General features: G+C 28.1%; 17 protein-coding genes. 10 read left to right on the plus strand and 7 right to left on the minus strand.

Annotation, left to right across the window (positions count from 1 at the left end):
* The first annotated feature begins 3 nt into the window (after positions 1–3).
* From ALEK_RS13605 to ALEK_RS13640, 8 genes are read left to right on the plus strand one after another with little or no spacing between them, the layout of a single operon-like run.
* Positions 4–789, plus strand: coding sequence for a cytochrome C (locus ALEK_RS13605; protein ID WP_071627034.1), 786 nt, complete (start codon positions 4–6; stop codon positions 787–789).
* Positions 790–806: 17 nt separating this feature from the next.
* Positions 807–2,021, plus strand: a complete 1,215-nt coding sequence (locus ALEK_RS13610) for a nitrous oxide reductase family maturation protein NosD (RefSeq protein WP_071627033.1) — start codon at positions 807–809, stop codon at positions 2,019–2,021.
* 10 nt (positions 2,022–2,031) lie between these two features.
* Positions 2,032–2,775: a 4Fe-4S dicluster domain-containing protein gene (locus ALEK_RS13615; RefSeq protein ID WP_071627032.1), complete on the plus strand. Its 744-nt coding sequence runs from the start codon at positions 2,032–2,034 to the stop codon at positions 2,773–2,775.
* On the plus strand, positions 2,772–3,335 hold the full coding sequence (locus ALEK_RS13620) for a c-type cytochrome (protein WP_071627031.1): 564 nt from the start codon (positions 2,772–2,774) through the stop codon (positions 3,333–3,335). Before ALEK_RS13615 ends, ALEK_RS13620 begins: the two co-directional genes overlap by 4 nt.
* A gap of 1 nt (position 3,336) precedes the next feature.
* Complete coding sequence (locus ALEK_RS13625; protein ID WP_071627030.1) at positions 3,337–3,825, plus strand: c-type cytochrome; 489 nt, start codon at positions 3,337–3,339, stop codon at positions 3,823–3,825.
* 30 nt (positions 3,826–3,855) lie between these two features.
* Positions 3,856–4,761 (plus strand): NapH/MauN family ferredoxin-type protein, encoded by a 906-nt coding sequence (locus tag ALEK_RS13630; RefSeq protein ID WP_071627029.1) that lies wholly within the window; start codon positions 3,856–3,858, stop codon positions 4,759–4,761.
* Positions 4,758–5,396: an ABC transporter ATP-binding protein gene (locus ALEK_RS13635; protein ID WP_071627028.1), complete on the plus strand. Its 639-nt coding sequence runs from the start codon at positions 4,758–4,760 to the stop codon at positions 5,394–5,396. The genes ALEK_RS13630 and ALEK_RS13635 overlap by 4 nt, the downstream gene beginning before the upstream one ends.
* Before the next feature lie 12 nt (positions 5,397–5,408).
* On the plus strand, positions 5,409–5,864 hold the full coding sequence (locus tag ALEK_RS13640) for a hypothetical protein (protein WP_071627027.1): 456 nt from the start codon (positions 5,409–5,411) through the stop codon (positions 5,862–5,864).
* Positions 5,865–5,906: 42 nt separating this feature from the next.
* Here the strand turns inward: ALEK_RS13640 and purL are convergent, their stop codons facing one another.
* Entirely contained in the window at positions 5,907–8,120 is a 2,214-nt protein-coding gene (gene purL, locus ALEK_RS13645) for a phosphoribosylformylglycinamidine synthase subunit PurL (protein WP_071627026.1), read from the minus strand.
* 304 nt (positions 8,121–8,424) lie between these two features.
* Between purL and ALEK_RS13650 the strand changes: the two genes are divergently transcribed.
* Positions 8,425–9,603: a M23 family metallopeptidase gene (locus tag ALEK_RS13650; protein WP_071627025.1), complete on the plus strand. Its 1,179-nt coding sequence runs from the start codon at positions 8,425–8,427 to the stop codon at positions 9,601–9,603.
* A gap of 19 nt (positions 9,604–9,622) precedes the next feature.
* Positions 9,623–10,972 carry a magnesium transporter gene (gene mgtE, locus ALEK_RS13655; protein ID WP_071627024.1) on the plus strand — a complete coding sequence of 450 codons (1,350 nt, stop codon included), beginning with the start codon at positions 9,623–9,625 and terminating at the stop codon, positions 10,970–10,972.
* A 29-nt stretch (positions 10,973–11,001) separates the two neighbouring features.
* On the opposite strand, the gene ALEK_RS13660 is transcribed toward mgtE, so the two are convergent.
* From ALEK_RS13660 to ALEK_RS13685, 6 genes are read right to left on the minus strand one after another with little or no spacing between them, the layout of a single operon-like run.
* Positions 11,002–11,340 (minus strand): hypothetical protein, encoded by a 339-nt coding sequence (locus ALEK_RS13660; RefSeq protein ID WP_071627023.1) that lies wholly within the window; start codon positions 11,338–11,340, stop codon positions 11,002–11,004.
* Between the two features lie 6 nt (positions 11,341–11,346).
* Positions 11,347–11,919, minus strand: a complete 573-nt coding sequence (gene folE / locus ALEK_RS13665; protein WP_071627022.1) for a GTP cyclohydrolase I FolE — start codon at positions 11,917–11,919, stop codon at positions 11,347–11,349.
* Positions 11,920–11,932: 13 nt separating this feature from the next.
* A complete protein-coding gene (locus ALEK_RS13670) occupies positions 11,933–13,129 on the minus strand; it encodes a type II secretion system F family protein (RefSeq protein WP_173424152.1) in 1,197 nt (398 codons plus the stop codon).
* Entirely contained in the window at positions 13,126–14,490 is a 1,365-nt protein-coding gene (locus tag ALEK_RS13675) for a GspE/PulE family protein (protein WP_071627021.1), read from the minus strand. Before ALEK_RS13675 ends, ALEK_RS13670 begins: the two co-directional genes overlap by 4 nt.
* The gene (locus tag ALEK_RS13680) at positions 14,468–15,127 is read right to left on the minus strand and encodes a hypothetical protein (RefSeq protein WP_164072440.1); all 660 of its coding nucleotides are present in this window, start codon (positions 15,125–15,127) and stop codon (positions 14,468–14,470) included. Before ALEK_RS13680 ends, ALEK_RS13675 begins: the two co-directional genes overlap by 23 nt.
* Positions 15,099–15,980 carry a hypothetical protein gene (locus ALEK_RS13685; RefSeq protein ID WP_071627019.1) on the minus strand — a complete coding sequence of 294 codons (882 nt, stop codon included), beginning with the start codon at positions 15,978–15,980 and terminating at the stop codon, positions 15,099–15,101. Before ALEK_RS13685 ends, ALEK_RS13680 begins: the two co-directional genes overlap by 29 nt.
* Positions 15,981–16,096 lie beyond the last annotated feature (116 nt).

Raw genomic sequence — 16,096 nt, forward strand, 5'->3', positions numbered from 1 at the left:
CAAATGCATCCTAGTTTTATAAAAGCAAGAATATTTGCTACTTTAGCGTTAATTATTTTAACACTATCATTTACTTTTCCAATGATTTCATTTCATGGAACTTTAAATAAAATTCATGAAGATAAAGCTGATGAAATATCACCATTAGCTATTAAGGTATGGAACTTTTACAATCAAGGTAGATACAAAAGTACAACTACTCCAGAAGAAGCCCATAACGATTTAGAACAAATGATTGAACACTCTGCTGAAATTGGTGTTGCATCATTACCTATTTGGTCTTGTTCATTAGAAGCACCAAATTATCCAAAGAAAGCTTTCCCAGAGGGAATTCCTGTTTATTTCCATTTTGATGGATTCTCTGGTGAAGTTCATGAGATGAATACAATCAATCACTATGTAGGAATGGATCCTATGTGGAGAGGTGGACAATTAGAGAGAGAAATTGGTATTTATGCCCTACTTGGATTATCTTTAATTATGGTATTTTTTATTCTATTCAATAAAAAAATACTTACATATTTTATGATTATTCCAGCATCTCTACCAGTACTATTTATAGCTGATTATTCATATTGGCTTTATTGGTTCGGACACAATCTACATGATTGGGGTGCCTTTAAAATTAAACCATTTATGCCAACAGTATTCGGCGATGGAAAAATTGCACAATTTACAACGCATTCTTATCCAACAATTGGATTCTATATGTTAGTTGCTATTGGACTATTAAGTTTATTAGCCTTTTTAGCTAAATCAAAAGCTATGAAAGAAACAAACCAAAATTAAGAATAAAAGTGAATATTATGTTTAAATTATTAGCCATTCTTTGTATTGTTACTTTTTCTTTTGCAAGTAATAATGTTTTACAAAATGCAATTGATAATGCCCCTGAAGGTTCAATTCTAAAACTTCCAGCAGGAGTTTATAAAGGTAAGATTGTAATTAATAAACCTTTATCAATTATTGGAAGTACTGAAGGTGAAGTTATTATTGATGGAGAAGGAGAAGGAACTGTAATTATAGTTAATAGTTCTTATGTAACTATCAAAAACCTAACTATTACAAATAGTGGAGATAGACACGATAAACTTGACGCTGCTATTAAACTTGAAAAAGTTAAACAGTGTGAGATTTCAAATAATGTAATTAAAGATACATTATTTGGAATTGATTTATCAATGGTTAAAAACTCTATTGTTTCACATAATAAAATTTCTTCAAAAGATATTGAATTAGGACTTAGAGGTGATGGCTTAAGACTTTGGTATTCACATAATAATAAAGTTTTTAAAAATAGTCTAATTAAATCAAGAGATATGGTTGTTTGGTATTCTCATGGAAATGAGATTTCTGAAAACTATGGAGAACAAAATAGATACTCACTACACTTTATGTACGCGGGTAAAAATATAGTAAAAAACAATACTTATAAAATGAATTCTGTGGGGATTTTCTTTATGTATAGTAAAGACACTATTGCAACTGGAAATACCATTCAAAGTTCACTTGGAAATACTGGAATGGGTATAGGTTTAAAAGATGTATCAAACTTCACTCTTAAAGATAATACTGTTCTTTATTGTGCCCAAGGTATTTATATTGATAGATCTCCATTTGAACCTGATACAAAAAACTGGATAGAAGACAATCAAATTTTATATAACTCGGAAGCTATACATTTTCACTCACTTAGTGAAAACAATATACTAAAAGGAAATACAATTCTTGGAAATATTGAAGACATTGTAAATGATAGTAGAGGAGCTCACACATATAAAAATGAAATCGTTGGTAATTATTGGGATAATTATGAAGGTTTTGATAGAGATGCTGATAATATTGGTGACACTTCACATAAAGTATATCAATACGCAGATCAATTATGGGTATACAATAAAGACGTAAAATTCTTTTATGGCTCACCTGTAATTTCATTATTAAATTTCCTAGCAAAATTAGCACCATTTAGTGAACCAATTTTTCTAATCGAAGATAAGCAACCAAAGCTTAAATTATAAAGGATAAGGAATGGCATCAATAAAAAATGACAGAAGAGATTTTATTAAATTCTCTACACTTGGAATCCTTGGCTTAACTCTTGGAGGCGGGATTGCAATTAGTCCTTATGCACTTCAAGCTGAAATGAGATTAAGACCTCCAGGTGCTGTTAGTGAAGATGAATTTTTAGCACTATGTATTAAATGTGGTCAATGTTTACAAGTATGTCCTTACCACTCAATCAAACTTGCTGATTTTGCAAAAGGTCATGGAGTTGGAACACCATATATAGATGCAAGGGAACGTGGATGTTATGCATGTTCAGCAGTACCTTGTGTATTAGCCTGTCCAAGTGGAGCACTTGACCACTCTTGCGAAAAACCAGAAGATATAAAAATGGGAATTGCAGTATTAGAATTTCCAAATAAATGTATTGCTATGACTAATACACCAGTACCAAAAGGTCATAGTCAAAGAATACATGACTTTGTAAATGAGCAAAGAAATGTCACTCAATTAGAACGAGACATGTTAGATAAACTTGATGAATTTGAAGGGAAACAATGTACTTTATGTGCAGATATGTGTCCAATTCCAAGTCCATTAGGTGCAATTTCTATGATACAAGCTTCAAATGGTAAAAAACCAGAAATTTATGAAGGCTGTATTGGGTGTGGAGTTTGTGAAGAAGTATGTCCAGCAAATGAACCAGCAATTGTTGTAAAACCAAGACTTACATATGAAGATTATTATATTAAAGGAATTAAATCATGATAAAAAAAATATTAATAAATACTGCTGCAATTGCTTTATTAATTACGGGATGTTCAGACAAAGAAGAAGTAAAAGAGAAGCCAAAAGTTGTAACTATTGAACAAGCTCCTAAAATTGAAATTATCAGTAATGACAATGCAAAAGAGATTAAAGTAACAGAAAAAGAAAAAGTAGAAGAAACAAATAAAGCTTATTATTTTGATTATAAAGATAAAGAAGACGAAGCAGAGAAAAAACCTAGAAATAAAATTGATGCAAATATGAATGTAAGAAGTCCATATGAAAAAGTTGAAGTTTCTATGTTAGTAAAAAGTCTAAGTAAAGAGTTTATTGTTAAATGTTCAGCTTGTCATAATGATTATGCAAATGGAATTATTGGACCATCATTATTAGATAAAGATTCAAAATTTATCTTTGATACTATCAAAAAATTTAAAACTGATGAAACTGCAAATGTTTTAATGACTGATTTAGTAAAACAAATGGATGATGAAAATATTCAGAAACTTGCAAACGAAATTTTTGAATTTAATAAACAAATAAAAGAGTTAAGGAAATAAAATGAAAAACATAATAGCTGCAATAGCAACAATTATTGTTATTGTCTTAATGGTAAGTACTTTTATGACTGGACCTGCATTTCAAGGTGGAGAAGCAGGAAATATTATTGAAGATTTAAAAATGTTTGATAATAAAAAAGCTTCTAGTAATATGCCAGAAGAAAAAGATATCGAAGCAAATAAAATCAAAGCACTTAAAGATAAAGTTGGAAATACAAGTTCCTTCCCAGTTAGTAATGCTTACAAAAGTAAATGTGCTTCTTGTCATGCTGCTAATGGTTCAGGAGAACAAGATGGTAAAAAACTTATGGGTCCTAAATTAATCGGTCAAAGTGCTGAGAAAATTTACAAAGACTTAGTTGACTTTAAAGCAGGTAGAAAAGAAAACTACATTATGAAAGGCTTATTAATTAATTTAGAAGAGCCAGAATTAAGAAAATTCGCAGATGAAATTGGGGATTTTGCAAATAAAGCAGCAGCGCAACAATAAGTATTTTATACTTAATACTGGAGTATTAAAATGGATAAATGGAATCAACGAGCAACAATAGGCAAAACAACATTTGCCTCAACATTTATAGATACAACAAAAGAAGGAAAAAAGTTTCTTAGTTTTAGATCTAAGAGATGGATATCAGTAATACTAATACACTTACTTTTTTTCTTATCTTTTGCAATTGATATACAAACATTAGAAGGAACATTAAATGGATCTAGATTTTTAGGTTTTCATTTAATTGATCCTTTTACAACAATTCAAGTATATCTTTCAACATATCATCTTCCTATAAATATGATAATAGGAACTGCAACTATTGTAATAGTATATTTACTAATTGGTGGAAGAACATACTGTTCATGGGTATGTCCTTATGGAATATTAAGTGAGATAGGTGAAAAAATACATAATACATTAGTTAAAAAGAAAATAATTAAAAGCAGAAAACTTGACCATAGAGTAAGACATATCTTTTGGGCTATGTTTATGATCATGGCATTCACAAGTGGATATTTAGTATTTGAAACTTTTAATGTTGTTGGAATTTTAAGTAGATTTATTGCTTATGGTTGGAGTGTGGCTCTATCTTGGGTATTAGTTGTATTTTTAATTGAAGTATTTTTTGCACGAAGAGCTTGGTGTACATATCTTTGTCCTATTGGAACAACATATGGATACATTGGGAAAGTAAGTGCTACAAGAATTCAATGGAATGACAATTGTGACCACTGTATGGTTTGTCATGATGTATGTTTTGAAAATCAAGTTTTAGATCTTACAAGAGCTAAATATGATGAACAAAGAAAAGAAAAAGGTATAACACAACAGTATGTAACTGGGGCTGATTGTACTTTATGTGGAAGATGTGTTGACGTATGTCACGCTGATGCATTAAAATTTGATTTTAGGTTAAAAGGTTTAGTATGATTCAAGTTTCAAATTTAACAAAAAAATTCGGTCAACACGTATCATTAGATAATGTAAGTATTGATTTTGAGAAAAACAACTATATTGCTTTAATGGGTCCTAATGGTGCAGGTAAAACTACTCTTATTAGATCAATGCTTGGATATTATCATCCAGATGAAGGTGATGTAAGTATTAATGGTTTAGACCCTATAAAAGAGAGAACTGAGGTTTTAAAAGATATAAGTTTTGTTCCTCAACTTCCACCTCCAATTAAATTAAGTCTTAATGAATTAATGCAATATATTCAAACAAGCTCAGATGTAGATAAAGAGCTGATTATGCATTATGCAAATGAGATGAAATTAGATATTACGGGGAACTTAAATAAATCATTTTTCAAACTAAGTGGTGGTATGAAACAAAAAATGCTAATTGCAATTTCTTTAGCTAAAAAAAGTAATATCATTATTTATGATGAACCAACTGCAAATCTTGATCCTAAAGCTAGAGATGATTTCTATAGATTATTAAAACAAAACGAAGATGAAAAGATTTTACTTTTTGTAACTCATAGATTAGATGAAGTTAAAGAAATAGTAAATAGACAGGTATATATGGATCTAGGAAAAGTTATATCTGATGAGCGAATATAAACGGAGAATATTATGTTAAAACTTTTAAAATCATCACTAGCCATTGCTGTCTTAGTAACTGCATTTACTGCTTGTGAAAAAAAAGACCCTAATGGAATGAAAAAAATAAATTGGGATAGAGATACTTGTGTACGTTGTGTAATGGTATTAAGTTACAGAAATCACACCGTACAAATCTCTAATCCAAATGATGGAAAAGTGTACAATTTTGATGATATTGGTTGTGCACTAACATGGTTTGAAGAAGAAAAAATTACTTGGAAAAAAGATGCTAAAATCTGGATTGCTGATATAAAATCTGGAGATTGGTTAGATGCTAGAACAGCTCATTATAATACAGGAAATTTAACACCAATGGGATATGGTTATGGGGCACATGCTCTTGTAGCTTCTATTGAGGAAAATGAAGAAAGTATTGATTTTAAAGAAGTACAAAAAAGAGTAATCTCTGAAATGGGAAAAAAATAAGATAAATATTAAGAAGTTTAAAACTTCTTAATATTATTGATACTATAAATCTTGTTCAATCACTTGTTTGAACTTATTGAAATATACATCAGATGCAGTTGATAAATCTTTATAAATATCATTAATAGAAATTTTATCTCCATTAACTGCACCAATAGCAACATGATCAATATTTTGAGCTGATGCTAATGCTTCGAATGCTTCTACATTAGAAGGATGAACTTCTACAATTGCTCTAGATAAAGACTCAGAGAAAATATCTTTTGATTCTTCTAAAGAAATATTAGCTTCAACACCTTTTTGACCAACTACAGCCATTTTAGCTAATGCAATAGCGATACCACCAACATTAACATCTTTTGCAGATTTTAATAAATCTTGTTTGTTAGCTTCAATTACTGTATTCCATAATGTTAACTCTTTTTTGAAGTCAACTTCTGGGTGAGCACCAGCTACTGTGTCATACATTTTTTTCATGTATAAAGATCCACCAAATTCAGACTTAGTTTCACCTAAGATATATAAGATGTTTCCATTTTCTTGAACACAAGAAGGTAATACTTTATTTGCATCGTCATTAACACCAACTGTTGCAATTGCAGGAGTTGGGAAAACACCAACACCATTAGTTTCATTGTATAAAGATACATTTCCACCAATTACAGGAGTTTCTAATTCTCTACAAGCAGCTTTAATACCTTCACAAGCTTGAGCAAATTGCCACATTACTTCTGGGTTTTGTGGATTACCAAAGTTAAGACAATCAGTAACAGCTTTAGGAGTTGCTCCTGTCATTGCTACGTTTCTTCCTGCTTCCATTACAGCAGCAGATGCACCTAACTCAGGGTTAATGTAACATTGTCTAGTATTACAATCAGCAGACATTGCTAATGCTTTACCATTTTCTTTAACTCTGATTACAGAACCATCATTTTTACCAGGTCCCTTAACAGTATTAGTTTGTACCATTGAATCGTATTGGTCATAAACCCAAGACTTATCTACAACTTCCATATCTGAGAATAAATCATCAAATACAGCTTGGTTAGAGAATTCTTTGTCTAAAGCAATATCTTCAATACCATCTAAGTATGCAGGTTTTGAAACTGGTCTATCTAAGATAGGAGATTGTTCAGATACAGGTTGAACAGGTACTTCTGCACATTTTTCACCATGCCAGAATAATTCCATATTTCCAGTACTTGTAACTTCACCAATTACAGCAACGTCTAATTCCCATTTTTCAAAGATATCAATAATTGCTTGCTCGCTACCTTTTTTAGCACAAATAAGCATTCTTTCTTGTGATTCAGATAACATGAAGTCGTAAGGAGTCATTCCTTCTTCTCTTGCAGGTACTTTATCTAAGTTCATGATCATACCAGAACCAGATCTTCCAGCCATCTCAAATGATGATGAAGTAAGTCCAGCAGCACCCATATCTTGGATACCAACAATTAAATCTGTTTTGAATAATTCTAAACAAGCTTCTAAAAGTAATTTTTCAGTGAATGGATCACCTACTTGTACAGTTGGTCTTTTAGATTCATTATCTTCTGTAAATGAAGCAGATGACATTACAGCACCACCTAATCCATCTCTACCTGTTTTTGAACCAACATACATTACTGGGTTTCCAATACCTTCTGCTTTTCCGTAGAAGATTTCGTCAGCTTTTGCAATACCTAAGTTAAATGCATTAACTAAGTTGTTGCCTGCGTAACACTCTTCGAAGTTAGTTTGTCCACCAATAGTTGGAACTCCCATACAGTTACCGTATCCACCGATACCAGCAACAACACCTCTTAATAAGAATCTGTGTTTTTTAGCAGTTTCAGAATCACCTTCAATTCCAGCGAATTGAATTAAGTTCATAGATGCAACAGGTCTAGCACCCATTGTAAATACGTCTCTCATAATTCCACCAACACCAGTAGCAGCACCTTGGTAAGGTTCAATAAATGACGGGTGATTGTGCGATTCCATTTTGAATACAGCAGCATAACCATCACCAATGTCAATAACACCAGCATTTTCTCCTGGACCTTGGATAACCCATGGAGCTTTAGTTGGGAAGCCTTTTAAGTACTTCATACTTGATTTGTATGAACAATGTTCAGACCACATAGCAGAGAAGATACCAATTTCTACATAGTTTGGTTCTCTTCCTAAAATTTCTTTAATATTTTCTAATTCTTCAAGTGTTAAAGAGTGAGCTAACGCTAACTCTTCTAAGTTCATCTCAGTTTTTTGCATCTTTAGCCTTAAAATATGGTTGTCTAAGTAAATGCGATTATATCTAAAAAAGAGTTAATTTTTGTTTTAACATATCTCTAGAATTTTAAGTTTTTTATCTATAAATAAAAAATTAAAGTTTTTTTACTCTAAAATTTAACAGGATTTATTTATCTTTTATTTGATTAAATACAATAAAAAAGTTGAATTATTAGTATCATAAAGTAAATTATTAATTTGGATATTCTAAGGAATATATATCCATTCTTAAGTTCTGCAAAGGTATAATAATTGCCTTAATATTTGAATAAAAGTGAAGATAAACGTGAAAAAAATCATACTATTAATGTTGTTATTTATTAGTTCTCTACTAAGTGTAGAGATAAAAGAACTACCATGGCCTAAAGGTGAAACCTTTTTAACTTTTCTAGAAAAATATGCTATTCCTCAAAAGTTATATTTTGATTTAGAAAAAGAAGATAAAGAGTTAGCCTCAGAAATTATGGCAGAACAAAGATACTATTTATATGAAAATGAAGATGGTACATTAAACCAAGTTTTAATACCAGTTTCAGATGAAATTCAATTACATATTTATGAAGAAAATGGTGTTTATAAATTTCAAACATTACCTATTAACTATAAAGAATTCACAGAAACTATAGCTGTTCCTATTACATCTTCTGTATCTTATGATATTCAAAAAGCAACAGGAAATGCAGCGCTAACAGCTCAATTAAAAGCTATTTTTTCTGGTGTAAATTTCAGAGGTATGCAAAAAGGTGATTTTGTAGTTATTAAATATTCACAAAGATCTTTATTAGGAAGATCTTTTGGATTACCTGATATTAAAGGTGCAATGGTTGAAGTTGCAGGTAGAAAATATTACAGATTCAAAAGTAAAAAAGATGATAAGTATTATGATCAAAAAGGTGTAGGTTTCACAAAAACTTACTTCTTCAAAGTTCCATTAACATACAAAAGAATTTCTAGTCACTTTACAAAAAAGAGATGGCATCCAGTTTTAAAAAGATATAGAGCTCACTTAGGTACAGACTTTGCAGCACCTAGAGGAAGAAAAATCTATGCAGCAGGTGATGGAAGAATTGACTTTATTGGAAGACGTGGTGGTTATGGTAAAACAATTATTATTAATCACAGAAATGGATACAGAACATTATATGCACATCAAAATGGATTTAGAAAAGGTCTTAAACGTAGACAGAATGTAAAAAAAGGTCAACATATTGGTTATGTTGGAAGTACAGGACTTAGTTCTGGACCTCACTTACACTTTGGTTTATACAAAAATGGACGAGCTGTTAATGCAATGAAAGTTATTAGAAAACCAGATACTAAAGGTCTAAAAGGTAAATCTAAAGCTACATTTATTGCAAATACAAAACATTATATAAAAACTTTTGAAGAAATCATAGCAGATGAAAACAGAGCAAAAGCAACAAAACTAGATAGAGTGACATACAAAAACGACCTAAACTTATAAAATCAAAAAAGGAGTCAAAATGCAAAATGACGAAATTATAAAAGATCCTAAAAAACTTTTAGAAAATTTAGACTCCCTTCACCCAAGTGACATCGCCAACTCTTTAAAGAAAATAGAAAAGAAAAGTGTTGACGATTTCTTCTTTACCCTTAAAAAACTTCCTGATGATATCCTAGGTGATGTTTTACTTGAACTTCCTGAGAACTTAAGAGAAGATGCTTATGAAGAGTTATCAATTGAACAATTAACAGAAGCTGTTGATGAACTAGAATCTGATGACCAAACAGATATTCTTCAAGAAATTGAAGAATTAGATGAAGAAAAAGCCAAAGAAATTTATGATGGTCTTGAAGAAGAAGATAAAAAAGAAATTGACTGGCTTAAAAAATATGAAGAAGATGAAGCCGGTGCATATATGCAAACGGAACTTTTCTCTGCTAAAAAAAATGAAACTATTGGGGAATCAATAGAAAGATTAAAACTTGCAAAAGCAGAAGATGAGTTAGAAAACATTCATCAAGTATTTATTATTGATGAAGATAAGATTTTACTTGCATCTATTTTATTAGAAGATTTAATTATTTTTGATTTTAATAAAACCTATGAAGAAATCCTCTCTGAAGGTGAAAATAAATATAAACCTTTTCAAGTTGAAGATGATGAAGATATTGATGAAGTAGCAAAAAAGTTCGAAAAGTATGACCTTTCTGTTGTTGCTGTAACTGGATATCAAGGTATGTTAATGGGAAGAATTACTTCTGATGATATCTTAGATGTTATCGAAGAGAATGCCACTGAACAAATGTACCAATTAGCCGGTGTAGATGATGACTTCGAGCATGAAGACAATCTAATGACAACAGCTAAGAAAAGAGCCTTATGGTTGTTTTTAAACCTTGGTACTGCAATACTTGCTTCACTTGTAATTGGACTGTTTGAGGAAACACTTCAATCTTATGTAGCTCTTGCTATTTTAATGCCTATTGTTGCATCAATGGGTGGAAATGCTGGAACTCAAACTTTAGCCGTAATGGTACGACAGTTAGCTCTTGGGGATATTGAGTTAGAGAATGCAAAAGATGCGGTTAAAAAAGAAGTTGTAATATCCTTATTCAATGGAATACTATTTGCTCTTATAATGGGTGTAATTGCTTGGATATGGTTTGATACAAAACTTCTAGGTCTGGTAATTGCTATGTCTATGGTAATCAATCTATTTAGTGCAGGATTCTTTGGAGCTTCTATTCCATTGATTCTAAAAAAATTAGATATAGATCCAGCTATTGGGTCTACAGTATTATTAACAACTGTTACGGATATTGTGGGATTCTTCTCATTCTTAATGCTAGCAAAAGTAATACTTTTATAAAAGGTAGAGTTTAAAAACTCTATCTTTTATTATAAAATCACTTCTATTTCTAAAGTATCATTACCAAAACAAACAGAATAAAAACTATTTGACTCAGTACTTTTTTCTTCAACTTTCTGTAATTTATTATAATCAAAACTATTAGCAAAATAATCTGTTTTAAAAGTCACTTCATTAGCTTCTACTTTTAAATCTAAGAATACTTCACCATTTGCAGAAACATTAGTATTTTCACAAATTAAATAGAATCGATACTCATCTTCAGATATTTTCTCTGTTCTATTTTCTAACATTATAAAGTTATAAATATATTCATTTTCATCATAATAATTAAATTTTACTTCTTTAATATTTTCTAAATTAAGCACTTCTTACTACTTATTAAAAGAAGAAGAAACTATAGATAAAAACTCATCTTTAGTTTTTTTGTTTGATTTGAATAAACCTCTAAGTGCAGAAGTAACAGTAGTAGAACAAATCTTTTGAACACCTCTCATTTCCATACACATATGTCTTGCATCAATAATAACTGCTACACCTTTTGGTTGTAAGTGTTCATTTAATGCATCACAGATTTGCTCTGTTAATTGCTCTTGAATTTGTAATCTTCTAGCAAATACATCTACAACTCTAGGAATTTTAGATAAACCTACTACTTTACCATTTGGAATATATGCAACATGTGCTTTTCCAATTATTGGTAACATATGATGTTCACATTGAGAGTAAAATTCAATATCTTTTACTACAACCATTTCATCATTGCTTGAAGTAAATAAAGCTTTTTGAAGAATCGCTTTTGGATCTTCTTTATATCCACCACACATAAACTCATATGCTTTTCTAACACGAGCTGGAGTATCAATAAGACCTTCTCTGTTTGCGTCTTCTCCAATATATTCTAATACATTTTTTATAGAGTTTTCAAATTCCTCTTGAGTTACCATCTGATCTTTCCCTTTATGATTTAATCATATTGCCCATGTCCCAAATTGGCACAAATATTGCTAAAACGATCCATAAAATCAAGCCCATTAATAGGACTATAAATATAGGTTCTATGATTGATATTAAAAATTTTATTTTTTCTTCAAATCTATTCTTGTAAATTTCTTTTATTTCAACTATCGTGATATCTAAAGAATTAGATACTTCTGCTGTATTTATAAGATTTAATACTAAATCATCAAATATTAAAGCTTCACTAAAAGAATAATTAATAGTTTTACCATTTTCCAATAGATTCTCAATTAGCGTAATTCTATCTAAAAGGTATTTATTTTTTAGTAAAACCTTTGAGGAAATAAGAGCTTTATGAAACTCATAATTAGATTTATGCATAATATCCAAAACTAAAAAGAGTTTATAAGCTTGGGAAGAGAGATAAATATCTTTGAATAAATAGAGTTTTTTGACTATAAATTCATCAAAATAATATTGCATTTTTTCATTATTTTTATAATATACATATAATAAAACACTAAGAATAATTAAAAAAAGCAATATGAATAAAATGTAATTAGAATATATATCATGTACAAAAAATAAAACTTTTGTTGATAATGGAAGGGCTTCCATATTGCCACTAAATATTGATTTAAAATTAGGTATAACAAAATAAAAAATCATATTTAAAGATAAGAAGAAACTAATAAGCAAGGTAATTGGATAACTAATAGCTTTTTTAAAATCATTTTTTATTCTTGCATTTTCATGGAGCAAAATATTAAGTGCTTTAATATTTAGTTTTATATTTCCCCTACTTTGGCATAACTCTAAAAAAGAGAATACCATCTCATCTACTTCATATTTTTCTAAAGCTTTTGTTATGGGTTTTAGATTTGTAAAAGAGTTTTTTATATCTATTAAAAATTCTTTTATTATTTCATTTTTTCTATTTTTTATTAAAATATCTAAAGCTTCTGTAAATACTATATTTGATTGAACCATAATATTAAGTTCATAAAAAAGTAAATTTAAATCTTTATTTGAAATTTGTTTTTTCTTTGAAAAAATATTTATATTCTTTTTTATTGAAACTTCTTTGATATTCAAAATATTCAATGGTAAAGTTTCATTTTTTATATTCTCTGTATTTATTAATAAAGATTTCTTTTTATTATTTTCTTGATATGTGATTTTGTAAGTTTTAATCATTGATTAATTACTTTATAAACTTCTTCCATTGAAGTCTCAGCATTATTGACTTTTTTTATTCCATCATCAAATATTGTTTGAAAGTTTATTTCATTTAGATATTTTTTCATTGTATTTAAATCTTCTTTTCTAAAAATCATAGAAGATATATTTTCATCTACTTTAAGAGTTTCAGCAATACAGGTTCTATCATAATATTTTGTATAGTTACACTTTTGACAACCTTTAGAATCGCAGTATTTACAAAAACTCAAAACTAATCTTTGAGAGATTATTAGTTTTAATGTAGAAGAAACTAAAAAAGGATCTGCATCTAAATCAAACAGTCTAGTAATTGTTTCAATACTACTATTAGCATGAATACTTGCTAATACTAAATGTCCAGTTAAAGAGGCCTGTAGTGCAATATCTAAAGAGAACTTATCACGTATTTCTCCTATGAAGATAATATCAGGATCTTGTCTCAAAATATTTTTTAGAATTAACTCAAAATTTAAACCTATTTTATTATTCACTTGTATTTGTGATATAGATTCTATTTTATACTCAATGGGGTCTTCAACTGTAATAACTTTCTTTTCATTTGATTTTAATTCTTTTAACATTGAATATAAAGTAGTTGTTTTACCTGAACCAGTGGGACCAGTAATTAGTATTAAACCTTGGGTTAATTTCAATGAGCTTACAATCTCTTTATATATAGAAGAAGATAATCCAAGAGAATCTAAAGACTTACTAACATTTTTATTATCAAGTATTCTAATTACAATAGATTCAGCTTCTAAAGTAGGCATTGTTGATAATCTAAAATCATAGTTTTTATTTTTTACTATTAGTGAGAACCTACTATCCATTGGTAATCTAAACTGAGTAATATCTAAGTTTGATAATAGTTTTAAATAAGACGATAGAATTTTAAAGAGTTTAATATCAAAGGTAAAAAATGTATTTAATCTTCCATCTATACGAAAACGAAATAGTATAGACTCAGAATATTGTTCAAAGTGAATATCACTAGCTCTAAGCTCAATAGAGAAGCTTAATAATGTATAAATGAACTCTTGTACAAACTTATCACTTGAAGCATTAAAACATATAGCTTTATTAGCAAGATTAAATAATTCTATCTTTTCATTTATATGAGATAATAAAAATTGTAAATCTTCTTTTTTTACTTCTTTGAACTTAACTAATTTTTTAATTCTAGATTTTATATCTAAAAGTTTTGACTCTTTACAAACAATAAAATGAATTGAAATATCATCTTCAAAATATGGCAAAACTAAAGAGTTTTCAAAATACTCTTTTTCCTCAATATCAAATAATGAATAGTCAATTTTAGTATTCCTGATATTTGTCATTTTTATAAACCTTTAGTTTTATTTTCTTGTCATCAAAAGATAAAGTTACACTATTTTTAGAAATAACAATTAATTCATAATCACTAATATATTCACCTAGTTCTAACCACTTATTATTTATTAACACTGTTTTATCAATAATTGCTTTTAATTTAAACTTCTTAGATTTACTCTTTTTTACTGTCTCTTTAGAGTTTGGCGTCTTAAAAAAATACTTTTCAAAACTAACTGTAATTTCTAAATTATATTTTTTTGATTGTTTATTTTTGTCTATGGATAAGTTTTTTATATTTGAGTATGTATTTATATTTTCTAAAAAAGATACAAAGTCTTTTATTTTATTTAAAGATAAAGTACAATTAATAAGTATCTCTTTTCTTTCATTATTCATTGAATTTATTTTTATTCTTTTGACACTTGTATATTCTTCTATATTTTTATTCATATCTAAAAGAGATTTATCAAACTCCTCTATTTTATAACTAATAGATTTTGTAAGAGTTTTATCATTATTAAAAAGAAGTGGTATATTATAAATAATCAAAGAAAATAGAATAAAAACTAGTAAATATAGTTCTACTTTTACTTTAAATGAACTATTAATAAAACTATTTTCTAAATGTTTTAATATTCGCATTACAAACATAAACCTTTTTATCTTTAATAAATTCAATAGAGTTTCCATCTAATTTATCTTTGTAAGTATCTAAAAAAGAATAAATACTATTTCTGTTTTTTGAGAAAAAAGAGAGTTCTAATCTATTTTCTTTATATATAAACTCATTTAAGATTAAATCATTTTTTGAAAGCTTTGTTAATAAATATTTTATATCGTCATCTAAGTACTTGTATTTATGTTTATTTTTATAGTCTAAAAAAGAGTTTTTATTCTGAATATTTATATTCAATAAAAGATTATCTTTTACACTATATAAGTAATATAAATAAACTGAAATTGATACTACTAAAAGAAGTACAAAACTCACAAAAAAAGTAAAACTTTTATTTTTTATTTCTGATATATTTATTAGTTTTGTTTTTAAAGAAGACTCTATATATTTATTTTTTAATACTTCTCTTTTATCTAAAGAGATCTTATAAATATTGTCTACTTTTAAATTTAGATTTTTGTGAATATATTCTACTAAGTCTTCATTATTGATTTCATAGTTTAGTTTTTGATAATAATAAAACTCTTGATTTACATAAAGTACAAAAAACTCATCACATAAAAAAATATCAATAGAATCACTTTTATTCTCATAAAAACATTGGAATATATCTAGTTCTAAAAATGAGAACTTTTTATCAAAAATAAATACTTGGTACTTATTAGATTTATATAAATAAGAAGTATATAAATTCTCTTGCTTAAGTTCAATATTTTCTAAACTCAAAGAAGTAAGAATAAATTTTCTTAAATTGTTTTGTTTTATTTCTTCATTAACATCTATTAAAACAGTATTTATATCTTGGGATTTGGCAATCATTAAATAACTTTTATAATTTTAAAAATTATTTTATATGATTTATATTTGAAGTTAGTTTAAATAATAATATTAATTATTATTTGTAAGTATTTATTAAATTATAAGAAGTAAAGACT

The organism is Poseidonibacter lekithochrous, assembly GCF_013283835.1.
Lineage (GTDB): Bacteria > Campylobacterota > Campylobacteria > Campylobacterales > Arcobacteraceae > Poseidonibacter > Poseidonibacter lekithochrous.

Bases quoted from the DNA above. Each gene is read 5' to 3' on its own strand.
- folE (WP_071627022.1), bottom strand. From the start codon at position 11,919: ATGGTAACTCAAGAGGAATTTGAAAACTCTATAAAAAATGTATTAGAA.
- mgtE (WP_071627024.1), top strand. From the start codon at position 9,623: ATGCAAAATGACGAAATTATAAAAGATCCTAAAAAACTTTTAGAAAAT.
- ALEK_RS13615 (WP_071627032.1), top strand. From the start codon at position 2,032: ATGGCATCAATAAAAAATGACAGAAGAGATTTTATTAAATTCTCTACA.
- ALEK_RS13680 (WP_164072440.1), bottom strand. From the start codon at position 15,127: ATGCGAATATTAAAACATTTAGAAAATAGTTTTATTAATAGTTCATTT.
- ALEK_RS13635 (WP_071627028.1), top strand. From the start codon at position 4,758: ATGATTCAAGTTTCAAATTTAACAAAAAAATTCGGTCAACACGTATCA.
- ALEK_RS13640 (WP_071627027.1), top strand. From the start codon at position 5,409: ATGTTAAAACTTTTAAAATCATCACTAGCCATTGCTGTCTTAGTAACT.
- ALEK_RS13605 (WP_071627034.1), top strand. From the start codon at position 4: ATGCATCCTAGTTTTATAAAAGCAAGAATATTTGCTACTTTAGCGTTA.
- ALEK_RS13625 (WP_071627030.1), top strand. From the start codon at position 3,337: ATGAAAAACATAATAGCTGCAATAGCAACAATTATTGTTATTGTCTTA.
- ALEK_RS13620 (WP_071627031.1), top strand. From the start codon at position 2,772: ATGATAAAAAAAATATTAATAAATACTGCTGCAATTGCTTTATTAATT.
- ALEK_RS13685 (WP_071627019.1), bottom strand. From the start codon at position 15,980: ATGATTGCCAAATCCCAAGATATAAATACTGTTTTAATAGATGTTAAT.
- ALEK_RS13630 (WP_071627029.1), top strand. From the start codon at position 3,856: ATGGATAAATGGAATCAACGAGCAACAATAGGCAAAACAACATTTGCC.
- purL (WP_071627026.1), bottom strand. From the start codon at position 8,120: ATGCAAAAAACTGAGATGAACTTAGAAGAGTTAGCGTTAGCTCACTCT.
- ALEK_RS13610 (WP_071627033.1), top strand. From the start codon at position 807: ATGTTTAAATTATTAGCCATTCTTTGTATTGTTACTTTTTCTTTTGCA.
- ALEK_RS13670 (WP_173424152.1), bottom strand. From the start codon at position 13,129: ATGATTAAAACTTACAAAATCACATATCAAGAAAATAATAAAAAGAAA.
- ALEK_RS13675 (WP_071627021.1), bottom strand. From the start codon at position 14,490: ATGACAAATATCAGGAATACTAAAATTGACTATTCATTATTTGATATT.